Source organism: Aquaspirillum serpens DSM 68, assembly GCF_000420525.1.
Classification (GTDB): Bacteria; Pseudomonadota; Gammaproteobacteria; order Burkholderiales; family Aquaspirillaceae; genus Aquaspirillum; species Aquaspirillum serpens.
In genome coordinates, this window is record NZ_ATVC01000066.1 from 1 (window position 1) to 13,560 (window position 13,560).

The following is a 13,560-nucleotide window of genomic DNA, read 5'->3' on the forward strand; positions in this document are numbered from 1 at the left end:
CCCCATCCAATCAAGGGCGCGGCGGTTTTGGATGACGTACAGCGGTGTTTTGCCGTTGGTTGATGTGGTAGGCACTGTGGTGCCTACCCTACAACTACTGCTAAATCCAATGTGGATGTTTTGGTGAAATCACAATGATTTTGATTGCAAAGGGGTTTTCAAGCAATGTTTGCCTGAAATCCTAGTGTTGGTAGATGCGCTACGCTTATCTACCCTACGCCTGCGGTGTTACGGCGTGCATTTTTGCAAAACGGCTCGAAGCAAACCGCCAAAACATAACACCAGAAAAAAAACCGCCTCACCCCAGAGTGGTAGGCTGGGTTATAGCTGTAACCCAGCGTCTTTGAGATTAGGTAGGTTTGGTTGGTAGATGCGCTACGCTTATCTACCCTACGCCTGCGGTGTTACGGCATACGTTTTTGCAAAACGGCTCGAAGCAAACCGCCAAAACATAACACCAAAAAAAACCGCCTCACCCCATTCAGGGCAAGGCGGTTCTGGATGACATACGGTGATATTTTGCCGTTGGTCGATGTGGTAGGCACTGTGGTGCCTACCCTACAACTGTTGGGATTAGAGGATTTCTAAAATCCCTGCGGCACCCATGCCGGTACCGATACACATTGTCACCATACCGTAGCCAGTTTCACCGCGACGACGCATACCATGAACCAATGTCGCAGTACGAATCGCACCTGTCGCGCCTAATGGATGGCCCAAGGCAATCGCACCACCGTTAGGGTTCACAATTTGACCATCCAACTCCAAATCACGCATCACTGCCAACGCCTGAGCTGCAAACGCCTCATTCAGCTCAATCCATTTCAGATCGTGTTGGCTGATACCGGCTTGTTGCAAGGCGGCTGGAATTGCCACTTTCGGGCCAATCCCCATGATAGCCGGTGGCACACCACGCACAGCAAAGCTGACGTAACGCGCTAAAGGTACCAAATTAAATTGCTTGAGCACTTTTTCCGAGACCAACACCACCGCGCCGGCACCATCGGACATTTGCGAGCTATTGCCTGCGGTGACCGAGCCTTTGGCCGAGAAGACAGGTCTTAATTTACCCAAGCCTTCTAACGATGTATCAGCGCGAGGGCCTTCATCGCTATCGAGCAAACGTACTTGGCTTTCCACTTCACCGGTGCTCAAGTTTGGCGTGCGATATGTGACTTCCAACGGGGTGATTTCGTCACGGAAAGCACCGGCTTGCATGGCCGCCAAAGCACGGCGATGTGATTCGACGGCAAAAGCGTCTTGGTCGTCGCGGCTGACTTTCCATTGTTCGGCCACTTTTTCTGCGGTCAAACCCATGCCATAGGCAATAGCGTAGTTCTCATCTTTGGCAAAAATTGCTGGGTTGAGCGAAACCTTATTGCCCATCATCGGTACCAAGGACATCGATTCCGCACCGGCGGCAATCACCACATCGGCTTCACCAGTACGAATCCGGTCGGCAGCGATTTGTACTGCGTTGATACCAGAAGAACAATAACGGTTGATGGTGATACCACCGACAGTATCGGGCAGACCCGCCAACAAAGCACCGATACGTGCCATGTTCAAACCCTGTTCTGCTTCAGGGAAGGCACATCCGACCACCACATCGTTAATCAAATTAACATCGAGGGCCGGCACTTGGGCCAAAGCGCCTTTTAACACATGGGCCAGCATGTCATCTGGGCGCACATGGCGCATCATGCCGCGAGGGGCTTTGCCAACAGGGGTACGCGTGGTTGCGACGATATAGGCTTCTTGAATTTGCTTGCTCATTGCACAGTTCTCCGAATTAGTTACGCAGTGGTTTACCCGTGGTCAACATATTGGCAATACGGGCTTGGGTCAGTGGGTTACGCAGCAGCTGCATAAAACCTTTGCGTTCCAAGTCCAAAATCCACTGCTCATCAACCAAGGTGCCCTGTTCAACATCACCACCGGTCATGATGTCAGCAATCAAACTGGCAATGGTGAAATCATGTTTGCTGATAAATTGGCCTTCTAACATATTGACCAATTGACCTTTAATCGAAGCGGCACCCGCACGACCTGCCACGGGGAAAGCTTTGACTTTTAACGGTGGGCGGTAACCGGCTTCTGCCATTGCCAAGGCTTCTTGTTTGGCAACATACAACAACTCATAGGCATTGAAGACCACGGTATCGGTTTTCTTAATAAAACCGATTTCTTGACCTTCGAGCGCGCTGGTGCCGACCTTAGCCGTTGCAATCGCCATGAAGTAATCCTTCACCGCCGCCAGCACATCCCCTTTGGCTTCATTGGCAGCGCGCAGGGCAAATTCTTTACATCCACCACCGGCTGGCAACAGACCCACGCCCACTTCCACCAAGCCAATATAGGTTTCCAAAGCGGCAACCACTTTATCGGCGTGCATCACAAATTCACATCCACCACCGAAGGCATAGCCTTGTGTTGCGGCAACCACAGGAATTTGGCTGTATTTCAGGCGCATCGAGGTGTCTTGGAAATTCTTGACGATGTTCTCGATACCTTTCCAATCGCCCATCATAAAGGCTGGCATCATCGATTGCAGGTCAGCGCCGACAGAGAACGGCTCTTCGGTCTGCCAAATCACCAAGGCACGATATTCCGCTTCGGCAATGTCCAACGCCTTGTTCACGCCTTCTAATACCTGTGGCCCGATGGCATGTGCTTTGGAATTAAAGCTGACCACCAACACGCCATCACCATTGCTATAAGCACGCACACCTTCGTTTTCAAAGACGGTTTTGCCTAAATCCGGTGCGGTTTCACCTAAAACACGCGCTGGCGCCAGTTGTCGTTGATAGACCGACAGGGTGGAGCGTGGCGATAAGGTCTGTTGTGCCGCGTTGTAAGAACCATCGGCAAAATGCACACCAGCGCGATCACCTTCGGTGACCCAAGCTGGCAGGGCGGCTGTGGCCAAGGTTTGACCGGCGGCGATGTCTTCTTGCAACCAAGTCGCGACTTGTTGCCAACCAGCGGCTTGCCACGTTTCGAATGGGCCAACGCTCCAACCAAAGCCCCAACGAATAGCGAGGTCTAAATCACGCGCATTGTCGGCAATATCAGCCAAGTGATAGCTGATGTAATGGAACACATCACGGAAGCAAGCCCACAAGAATTGTGCTTGTGGATGTTGGCTTTCACGCAGTTTTTTGAATTTCAGTGCGGGGTTGCTCTCTTTGAGGATGTTTTTAACTGCATCATCCCCTTTTTGACCTGCCTCGACATATTCACCGCTGGCTGGGTTGAGGACAAACATCTGTTTGCCGTCTTTTTTATAAATGCCACGCTTGGTTTTTTGGCCGAGGGCGCCGTTTTGAATCAGGGTTTGCAACCAGCTTGGGCTTTGGAACAGGCTATGCCAAGGGTCGTTTGGCAGCGTGTCCTGCATGGTTTTCACAACGTGGGCAAAGGTGTCTAAGCCAACCACGTCTGCGGTGCGGAAAGTGGCGGATTTTGGACGGCCTAAACGCGGGCCGGTTAAATCATCAACCACATCGAAACGGATACCGTATTTCTCGGCATTGGCGATGGTTGCCAACATCGAGAATACCCCAACGCGGTTTGCCACGAAGTTAGGGGTGTCTTTTGCGCGGACCACGCCTTTGCCCAAAGTCGAGACTAAGAAACGCTCGAGGTTATCCAACATCCCTGCTTCAGAGGTTTGGCAAGGAATAATCTCAACCAAGTGCATGTAGCGGGGTGGGTTAAAGAAGTGTACGCCGCAGAAACGAGGGCGAACTGACTCGGGGCAAGATTGCGCCAAAGCATTGATCGATAAGCCGGAGGTATTGGTGGCGAAAATGGTTTGCTCACCGAGGAAAGGCGCAACTTTGCTATATAAGTCTGCTTTCCAATCTAAGCGTTCGGCGATGGCTTCGATCACTAAGTCGCATTCTTTTAGTAACTCGAGGTGTTCATCGTAGTTGGCGGGGGTGATATAGGCGGCGCGATCTTTGGCTGCGAACGGGGCAGGCTTAAGCTTTTTCAATCCGTCTATCGCTTTTTTCGCGATAGCGCTTTTATCCCCTTCTTTGGCTGGCAAATCAAACAGGATGGTTGGCACTTTGGCATTCACCAAATGAGCAGCAATTTGTGCCCCCATCACCCCGGCACCTAAAACAGCGACTTTACGCACAATAAAGTTGGATTGAGACATGGTTTCCTCGGTTGGCAACGTTCAACAAACAAAATCATACGTTTGTTTGAAACGATAAGCAAAAAAATGTGTGGTGCATTGCAGCACAGGAAAGCAGCGAAGTAAATCCCCTGCTTTCCTCATCATAGGTCGATCAGAAATGGTAGTTGTACTGAACACCTAAGATATGTGCATGGCTCTTATATTCTGCTTGGCCTGTGGTGTAGCTGGATACGCAGTTCACTGCACCCGCTGTGGCTCCGCCGCAATAGCCATTGACCTTGGCTTTGGAGTCTTTGATGTGGACATAGCTATATGCCACATTCAGCGAGTTTTTCTTATCAAAGTCATAGCGGCCACCGACCGAGAACCAAATACGGTCGTTATCTGGCATGGTTGACATGCGGAAATCTTCGCTTGGCACTGGCGATTTATCGTAGGCGACACCAAAACGCAGTTGTAATGGATCGCTGTATTGATAGCTCGCGCCGATAGCCAGTTTCCAAGTGTCATCCCACTTTGGATTTAATGTTGTCGCGGGTGCACGGACACCGCCATGTACGGCTTGTGAGAATGGTGCGTTTTTCGGTACTGCGTATTGAATATCGACTTTGTCAAAACGTGAGTGTTTCGTCCATGTCAAATCGGCCATCACTGCCCATTTCGGGTCAATCTTTTTATAGCCATGTAAAGAAAGCGACTCTGGCGTTTTGATATCAACTGACACATCACTGTCGATATAACCATTCGCTTGTGCCACGGCACCGACGGCAGCAAATGGGCCGGAGGAAGGGGTCGTCCAGTCGGCTTTGCCTTTTAGCGTATGCTTGATCGGCGAACGGTAAGACAGGCCAATTCGGGTATCTTGGTCGATTTCCCACAACCAACCGAGGTTAAAACCAAAGCCCCAATCATCGCCTTCCACTTCGGCATAGCCATCCGCTACACCGTGAGGAATCCCTAACACCGCACCGGCAAAGTTAGCATATTGGCGCAGCTCGGCTTCTGCCCGTTGTGCAATCAAACCCACTGCCACCGAGTGTTGGTCATTCAGTTTGAAAGCAATCGTCGGGTTGATGTCGATGGTGGTGAGAGAGGTTTGGTTGACGTTGTAGCGCAATACCGATGTCCGCTCATAGTCTGTTTCGGACGCAAACGGCACGTAAATCCCTAAACCGGCGGTGATGCGGTCGTTGATTTGATGGGTGAGGTACATTTGTGGCACCACAATCAAATCATCGGTGATTTTACCGCCTGTACTGCCAGCAATGGCGGTACCCGGTTTGATCCCGACTTGGGAGGGATTGGCAGGATTACGTGCAGGTTGGTTAGGGTAGTTGCCGCTGGCGTTGGAGTATTTCACGCTTGGCGCAACTAAGTTTAAGGCACCCGAAAACTGGGTGCCCTTCAAGCGAGTCATGCCGGCTGGGTTGTAAAACAGTGTCGTGGCATCGTTGGCTTCGGCGGCGCTGGCGTTGGCTGTGGCTTGAGCGGAGACGCTTTGGGTACCGAAGTGATAACCCGATGCGTAGCTGGCCCCACTCAACACAGTGAAACCGGTGCCGAGCACAGCGATAGCAAGGCTGATAGGCTTGATGTTCATGATGAGTCTTCCTCTTTTTTCCGGCCTTGATTGGCCTGTGGTGTGTCTAGTTCAGCAGCAAAATGGCGCGAGCCAGTGAACAGATACTAGCAGAGCCATTCAAATGTGCATTCTAAACGACCGTTTTAATTTGTGATCGCCGCAACTTTGTTGCATGAATGCAACATTTGGTTAATCTTGACCACATTCACCAAAAAACAGAGAAACTCAGCATAACATTTGCTGCATCGCAGCAATAAAAACAGAAAATGCTAAAAAATACGTTAAATTATGGTTTGTGCACTGCAGATAATAGGGTGTGTAATTCGGCATAAATCGCTGGTGATAACCGTGGTGCAGCCAATTCGAGGGCGACTTGACCCAAAACCTGATAACGCTGTTGCTCTTTGACTGAAATCAAAGCAGACAGGTGTTGGCGCACGGTGTCGATATCGCCGCGCATAATCGGCCCAGTTAGCGCAGCGCTTGGCCCCAGTTGAAAGGCATTGGACAACGATTGACTGGCCAGCGGTTGCAAAATATGGCGGGCGGTTTCGGGTGATAAGCCAGCTTGGTGTGCCAACTGAAGCGCAAAATCAGCCAACGCAACGGCATAATTTGATGCCACACAGCAAGCGGCATGGTATAAGCGTTTATCCCCTGTTAATTCAAAGGGTTGACCGCCGATAGCTTGGATTTTTGGTGTCAACCAAGCCAACGCCTGCGGCATCCCTTCGAGGGCAAACGCAGTACCGGCAAATTGGGTAATGGCCTGTTCAACATCGGCAAAACTGCGGATGGGGTGCGCTGACGCCACCACTGCCCCGGCGGCCTGTGCTGGCGCTAATAGGGCACTGCTACATGCCCCACTGACATGCCACACCACCATATTCGGCCGAATAATGCCGTGTTGTACCAAGGCCAGACATTGTTCGGCGATAGCATCATCGGGAGTCGCCAATAACACACTGCTGGCAGGGGGAAGTTGGGCCAAGGCTGTTAAATCAGCACAGGCATGGCCTTGCTGTAACCAAGTCGCAGCCTGTTGGGCATGGGCAAAGTGACGACAAACAATGCCGCCAATTTGCACCCCTTGTTGTTGTAATAAATAGGCCAAGGTTTTACCGACACGACCAGCACCGACTAGATGTAACTTGCTCATTTTAATGCACTTTAAAAGCGTTGACGGATTGGCGCATATCATCGGCCAGCCCGTGTAGTTGGTGCATCGCTTGGGCGGATTCGCTGACGGCGGCGCTGGTATTCACCGACATATTGCTGATGGTTTCAACATGGTTGGCAATCGATTGACTGACACTGCGCTGTTCTTGTAGTGCATGAGAAATACCTGCCACTAATTGCAAAATCTGCATCACATCGGTGTGGATATGGGCAAAGGCTTGGCTGGCTTGGCTAGACAACGTAACACCATGCTCCACCTGATTGACGGTTTCTTCCATGTGTTGGACGGCGGTTTGCGAACGCTGCTGCATGGCGCTGATGGTGTTGACAATATCGCCGGTGGCAGCGTGGGTGCGTTCTGCTAATTTCCGCACTTCATCCGCGACCACTGCAAATCCACGTCCTGATTCCCCCGCCCGCGCTGCTTCGATCGAAGCATTTAGGGCCAATAAATTGGTTTGTTCAGCCACTTCTTTAATCATTGCCACGATATGCGAGATTTGATTAGAGGCCTCGCTTAATTCGGTAATCACATCGGCGGTGGTGCGAATTTGCTCAGCAATCGTTTGCATTTCTTGGCTAGATTTTTGAATCACAGCACCGTTTTCTGCGGCGATATGACCGGCATCGTTCACCTTTTCCCGCGCTTGTTGTGCATTTTCTGCGACTTCGGTAATCGCTACCGACAACTGTTCGACTTCAGCTGCCATCGCTTGTGCGGCATCGCTTTGTTGACGTGCGGTATCGGCTAACACCGCACTTTGTTGGTCGGCTTGTTCGACTTGTTGTGCTAAAGCTTTGGCGTGGCTGCGAATGCGGCTAATGAGGTCTTTTAGATGCGATTGCATGTGCTGTACCGCAGTCAACACGCTTTCAGAATTGGTATCAGGAATCGGTTGGGTTAAATCACCGGCGGCAATGGTGTGAACAATGCGTGCTGCTTTACGCGGTTCGGTGCCTACTTGTGCTAAAACATGACGTACTAGCCACCGCCCCAACACGATACCCACCAAGATAGCCAGCGCCATAAACAACAGTGCCAGTTGCTGCCAATGTCGGATGTCTTGTTCTAATTGATTGCGAATCTGTTCGATGTCTTGATCGTAGCGTTGAATGCTATCGAGTAAATAACTACGCAATTCTCGCCATTTTGGGGTTTCGTTTTGGTTGAGAAATTGTTGTGCTTGTTGTAATTCGCCTTGTTTAATCAGCGCCATTAACGGTTCGTGTTGGGCATGTTGTGCATTGAACAAGCGGTTGATTTCTTGCCATTCTTGTGCGGCGCGAGGTAGGGCTTCGCCTACTTTTTTGAGTGTGTTGAGTTCTTTCTCAAAGACCTCATGCGCTTTATCGTAATTTTTATAGGCTTGTGGATGGCTGGGGTCGAGCAAGATATTGCGCAGTGCTTGTCCCATTTGTAGCCCGTTGGCGTAGAGTTTGGTGATGCTGTAACGGGCGATTTGTTCTTGGTCGATGTGTTGACTGAATTTTTGCTGGCTAAGGTGTAAACCAAATAAAGCCAGTGCTGCGGCAATACAAAATAGCGCACAGACCATGAACATGATAATGCGCATTCTGGCGCGTAGTGAAAAGTCCTGCAGCACGGCGTTCTCCTATAGCAAAATACTGACAATCCACAATGTAAATGTTAAAGAAATTGTAAATTGTTTTTTTGCTATAGGATACAGAATGTTTTGTTAAATCAATGCTGATGGCCGTGCATCATTTTGGGCTGTGGTGCACCAAGACCTTCTACGGCTACCTCTACCTTGACTTCGCCAGCTTTAGCAAATTTGAGTGTCAGGGGAAATTTTTCACCTTGTTTAAGTGGCTGTTGTAAGCCAATTAACATAATGTGATAACCACCCGGTTTCAGTTCGGCTTTTCCTTGTGCTGGAACAGTGATTTCCGGCACTTGGCGCATCCGCATCACCCCTTGTTCATTGAGGTGGGTATGCAACTCAACTGTTTTAGATACCGTTGCGGCGGCTGATAACAGGCTATCTGCTTCACCTTGGTTGTTGATGGTTAAGTAAGCTGCACCATTTTGGCTGCCCGATGGTGTGGCACGCGCCCATGGGTGGTCGATGTGTAAATTGCCAACTTTGTAATCATGGGCAAAGGCAGGAAAAGCAACGATGGCGCAAGCTAGGGCGACGTGGCGCAGAAAAGACATAAAACCCCCAAAAATAATCAAAGCCCGCACGATAGGCGAGCTTTGTGGACAGATCAATGCGACAGATTGTCGCAGCGCCGCCAAACTTGCCACCGTTCTTTGCCAGCAAAGACCGGCAACGGGGCAACACTGGCTTGATCGCTTTCTAAGACAAAGTGTGGACTGAGTAGGGCGGTTAATTCTGCTTGTGAGATACCGAAGGGCGGGCCTTTGGGCTGGTCGCCAATAAAGAAATAACCCGCTAACACACCATTGGGGGCGATGATTTTTGCCATTCTATCTGCATAACTTGTCCACATTTTACGCGGTAGTGCGCACAAAAAAGCGCGTTCATAAACCCAATCAAATGGTTGGTTTGGTTGGTGAGTAAAAAAATCTCCAGCGTGAATGTGTTGTGCAAATTGGCCGAGAACCTTTTGTGCCATTTCCAACGCTGCGGGGCTAAATTCAATCGCTTCAACGGCATAACCACGCTCTGCCAGCCAACCGACTTCATAGCCAGTGCCACAGCCTGGGATAAAAATTGTCTGTTGTGGTGTCAGCTGTTGGCTGTATTGCATAAATTCCTCTGGTACTCCGCCAGCATCCCAAGGCATTACGTCCGAAAGATAACGTTTACACCAAAAATCGGGTAGAGAACTGTCCTGTGCCATCACTTATCACCTGTTTTATTTTATCGAAGGGTGAATTGTGCCACGCGGTATTCAAATAGCAAGCAGATGTAAACCAGATCGCTAGCTTGGATTGATTTCATCAACCCAAGCTAGCTGAATGTTATTCGTATACGCCAGCTTCATGTGCCTGCACATCGGCATGATAGCTAGACCGCACCATCGCACCGACTGCTGCATGTTTAAAGCCCATCTCGTAAGCTTTATTCTCAAACACCTTAAACTGCTCTGGTGTGACATAACGTAGCACCGGCAAATGACCATTGGACGGTTGTAGGTACTGACCGATGGTGATCATATCAATATCATGGGCGCGCATATCTGCCATGACTTCATAGACTTCCTCATCTGTCTCACCCAAACCAACCATAATCCCCGACTTTGTTACTACATCCGGATTGCGCTGTTTGTATTGTTGCAACAGCTGTAAAGAATGCAGATAGTCCGAACCTGGACGGGCTTGTTTATACAAACGCGGCGCGGTTTCTAAGTTGTGATTCATCACATCAGGGCGATCTGCTGACAAAATATCGAGCGCCAATTCCAACCGACCACGAAAATCTGGTACTAACACCTCAATTTGGGTCGAGGGCGATAAGCGGCGGATTTCGCGGATACACTCAGCAAAATGCTCGGCTCCACCATCGCGTAGATCATCACGATCCACCGAGGTAATCACCACATAGCGCAATCGCAGCGAGGCAACGGTTTCTGCTAAATGTTTTGGCTCATTAGGATCGAGTGCATTAGGCCGGCCATGACCCACATCACAGAACGGACAACGGCGAGTACAGATATCGCCCATAATCATAAAAGTGGCGGTGCCTTTGCTAAAACACTCGCCGATATTAGGACAAGAGGCCTCTTCGCACACCGTATGCAGTTTTTGGCTGCGTAAAATCTCTTTAATCTCAAAAAAGCGTTGGCCGGTGGGCAATTTGGCGCGGATCCACTCTGGTTTTTTTAATTTTTCTTCTAGTGGCACAATTTTGATAGGGATGCGGGCGGTTTTAGCCTCGCCTTTGTGTTTCACGCCAATAGCGTTATCTAATTTCATGGTGTGTCTTCTCCGACTTCTGCTTCAAGTTGTGTGTAGAGATGGGGCAGAAGTTGTGCAGCACATTCTGCAACCGATAGGGTGATACCGAGCTGGCGCAATTGCGTGACGGCCAAACCCGCATAGCCACAGGGGTTGATTAAGCTGAACGGTGACAAATCCATGTCCACATTCAGCGACAAACCGTGATAGGTGGCACCATTCCTGATTCGCAATCCCAACGAGGCAATCTTGGCACCATTCACATACACCCCTGGTGCATTGACATCGCCATAGGCCTCGATGCCGTGTTGCGCCAATAAGGCAATCACTGCCCGTTCTATGCGCCGTACCAGCTCGCGGACACCGTAACCATAGCGTTTTACGTTTAACAGCAAATACACCACCAACTGGCCGGGGCCGTGGTAGGTGATTTGCCCACCTCGGTCTGTTTTGACCACCGGAATGGCGGTGTGGTGGAGTAAATGCTCTGGCTTACCGGCCAGCCCCTGTGTGAACACGGGCGGATGTTCAACGACCCAAATTTCATCGGCAGTATCAGCAGTTCGTTGTTCGGTAAAAGCCTGCATGGCACGCCAAGTGGGTTCGTATTCCACTTGGCCTAAAGAGCGGACAATCGGTCTCACGTTATAACACCACCTTCACCAAAGGATGGCTGGTGAGCGCCAAATAGAAGTTATCGAGCTGAATGCGCGATTGGGCTTCGAAGGTGATAGTGAGGGCGACATAATTGCCTCCCTTGCTTTCACGGCTTTCAACCATGCTGGCATCGAAGGTTTCAATATGGATCGCTGCCACCTCGCAAATCGCAGGAAATAGCTCGGGTACGTTGTGCCCCATAATTTTGATGGGGAATTGGCAGGGGAACTGCAACAAATCTTGAGTGGAATCCGACATGGTGATGATTTCTTTACTGTAACATCAACTTGATGCTGTCGATTAAACGGCCAAAGAACCCCGCTTCTGGGACTTCCTTCAAGGCCACCAATGGCTGTTCAGCCAACACTTTGCCATCGAGCGACAAACTCAACTTACCGACGGTTTGGCCGGCTTTAATTGGCGCTAACAGTGGTTTTTGGGTGGTCATTTGCACCTGAATTTTGCGCGACGTGCCTTTCGGAACCGAGACATACACATCACGGCTGACACCAATTTCCAGTTCGCTTTCTTTACCCTTGAACACTGGCAGTTTCGACACCGGTTTTTTGTTCATATACAGCCGTGGCGTATCAAAGAACTGTAAACCGTAGTTCAATAGCTTTGAACTCTCGACCGCACGGGCCTCTGGGCTCGTCGTTCCAACCACCACTGACACCACTCGGCGACCATCGCGGCGCGAACTGGCAACGAGGTTATACCCTGCGGCATCGGTAAAGCCGGTTTTCATCCCGTCCACGTTGGGGTCGCGGTATAACAACAAGTTCCGGTTTGGCTGGGTAATGTTGTTATAGCGGAATTCTTTCTTGGAATAAATCGGGTAAAACTCTGGGAAATCACGGATCAGTGCATTGGCCAAAATGCCCAAATCGCGCACGGTGGTATAGTGCTGCGCCCCCGGTAAACCCGTAGAGTTTTGGAAGTTAGTGCCATTCATACCAAGGCGACGGGCTTCACGGGTCATCAACTGACCAAATACTTCTTCGCTGCCAGCAATCGCTTCGGCTAAGGTGACACATGCATCATTGCCCGATTGGATAATCATGCCGTGGATCAAATCGTTGACGGTAGCTGGGATGCGAGGGTCAAGAAACATCCGTGACCCTTCTGTCCGCCAACCTTTTTGCGACACAGTCAGTTGCTGTTCCAGCGTCAGCCGTTTTTCCTTCAATGCTTTGAAGGTCAGATAGGCCGTCATCAATTTGGTCAGCGAGGCTGGCTCAATGCGGGTATCGGGGTCGCGGGCAGCCAGGGTTTGACCACTATAAAAATCGTTCAAAATATAAGCCCGACCTGCGATATCAGGTGGCGGAGGTGCAAAAGCACCTTCTGCCACCGCAGAAACGGATGTGGTTGCCAGCGTCACGGCTAAGGCATAAGCAAGCAGGTTTTTCATGCGAATTTGAAATAATCAGTTAGAAACAGCACTCATAAACAGAGCAAAGCTAAACTTTACTCGCGAAAAAATTATACACATGGGGCCGATTTGCGTTTTCGGAAGCGAAAATCTTATTAGCTCAATCGCACTAAGCGCAGGCAATGTGTGTGCTGTATTTTGGAGGGAAATAGTGCCGGTAGACGGCATAGAAAAATGATTGCTGTTGGCAGGTGGGTTCCTGCCGGTGTGGGCGTTGTAGATAAAGTTACCCAATGCGCGGAAAGCCTCGGGGTTCAGCCTGGGGTTAAGAGCGCGGACGCTGAAGGCGTCCTAGTGTGATGGTTTGTTATTCTTCAGATTATTTTTGAATATCAATCATCACATCACAACAGCTTGCTATAATTTTGTCATGGAAACCGTAAAAACACTCAAACTCCGCATCAAAGACAAGCACGCGAAAGTGTTGCTGGCAATGGCGCGTGATGTGAATACGGTTTGGAATTTTTGCAACGAAACACAACACCGAAGTTTGCGGCGTTATACCAATAAGCCGCAGCTTTGGTTGTCCGGTTTTGATCTGCAAAAACTCACCAGTGGTTTCAGCAAATGCGAAGGGGTGAGTATTGGTTCAACCACGGTTCAGGTGGTTTGCGAGGAATTTGCAACCCGACTGCGGCAATTCAAAAAACAACGCTTAAATTGGCGTGTCA

12 protein-coding genes are annotated in these 13,560 nt (G+C 50.1%); 1 reads left to right on the forward strand and 11 read right to left on the reverse strand.

All coding sequences use genetic code 11. From position 1 onward, the window contains the following. Positions 1-573 precede the first annotated feature (573 nt). The 11 genes from G465_RS0111005 to G465_RS0111055 all read right to left on the reverse strand — a co-directional run bounded on the left by G465_RS0111005 (position 574) and on the right by G465_RS0111055 (position 12,868). Positions 574-1,776 carry an acetyl-CoA C-acyltransferase gene (locus tag G465_RS0111005; RefSeq protein ID WP_022654517.1) on the reverse strand — a complete coding sequence of 401 codons (1,203 nt, stop codon included), beginning with the start codon at positions 1,774-1,776 and terminating at the stop codon, positions 574-576. Positions 1,777-1,792: 16 nt separating this feature from the next. Continuing rightward, positions 1,793-4,168: a 3-hydroxyacyl-CoA dehydrogenase NAD-binding domain-containing protein gene (locus G465_RS0111010; RefSeq protein WP_022654518.1), complete on the reverse strand. Its 2,376-nt coding sequence runs from the start codon at positions 4,166-4,168 to the stop codon at positions 1,793-1,795. Between the two features lie 133 nt (positions 4,169-4,301). Then, a complete protein-coding gene (locus tag G465_RS0111015; RefSeq protein ID WP_022654519.1) occupies positions 4,302-5,750 on the reverse strand; it encodes an OmpP1/FadL family transporter in 1,449 nt (482 codons plus the stop codon). A gap of 268 nt (positions 5,751-6,018) precedes the next feature. After that, positions 6,019-6,891 (reverse strand): Rossmann-like and DUF2520 domain-containing protein, encoded by an 873-nt coding sequence (locus G465_RS0111020; RefSeq protein WP_022654520.1) that lies wholly within the window; start codon positions 6,889-6,891, stop codon positions 6,019-6,021. 1 nt (position 6,892) lies between these two features. After that, positions 6,893-8,473 carry a methyl-accepting chemotaxis protein gene (locus tag G465_RS14535; RefSeq protein WP_162138830.1) on the reverse strand — a complete coding sequence of 527 codons (1,581 nt, stop codon included), beginning with the start codon at positions 8,471-8,473 and terminating at the stop codon, positions 6,893-6,895. A 140-nt stretch (positions 8,474-8,613) separates the two neighbouring features. Further along, the gene (locus G465_RS0111030; protein WP_027405405.1) at positions 8,614-9,087 is read right to left on the reverse strand and encodes a copper chaperone PCu(A)C; all 474 of its coding nucleotides are present in this window, start codon (positions 9,085-9,087) and stop codon (positions 8,614-8,616) included. Between the two features lie 53 nt (positions 9,088-9,140). Further along, on the reverse strand, positions 9,141-9,740 hold the full coding sequence (locus G465_RS0111035) for a methyltransferase domain-containing protein (protein ID WP_022654523.1): 600 nt from the start codon (positions 9,738-9,740) through the stop codon (positions 9,141-9,143). Positions 9,741-9,861: 121 nt separating this feature from the next. Continuing rightward, positions 9,862-10,815, reverse strand: a complete 954-nt coding sequence (gene lipA, locus G465_RS0111040; RefSeq protein ID WP_022654524.1) for a lipoyl synthase — start codon at positions 10,813-10,815, stop codon at positions 9,862-9,864. Then, positions 10,812-11,441 carry a lipoyl(octanoyl) transferase LipB gene (lipB, locus tag G465_RS0111045; RefSeq protein ID WP_022654525.1) on the reverse strand — a complete coding sequence of 210 codons (630 nt, stop codon included), beginning with the start codon at positions 11,439-11,441 and terminating at the stop codon, positions 10,812-10,814. The genes lipA and lipB overlap by 4 nt, the downstream gene beginning before the upstream one ends. A 1-nt stretch (position 11,442) precedes the next feature. Further along, complete coding sequence (locus tag G465_RS0111050) at positions 11,443-11,712, reverse strand: YbeD family protein (protein WP_022654526.1); 270 nt, start codon at positions 11,710-11,712, stop codon at positions 11,443-11,445. Positions 11,713-11,725: 13 nt separating this feature from the next. Further along, a complete protein-coding gene (locus G465_RS0111055) occupies positions 11,726-12,868 on the reverse strand; it encodes a D-alanyl-D-alanine carboxypeptidase family protein (RefSeq protein ID WP_022654527.1) in 1,143 nt (380 codons plus the stop codon). Positions 12,869-13,259: 391 nt separating this feature from the next. On the opposite strand from G465_RS0111055, the gene G465_RS0111065 reads away from it, so the two are divergent. After that, a partial coding sequence (locus tag G465_RS0111065; RefSeq protein WP_027405407.1) for a hypothetical protein occupies positions 13,260-13,560 on the forward strand: 301 nt, incomplete at its 3' end.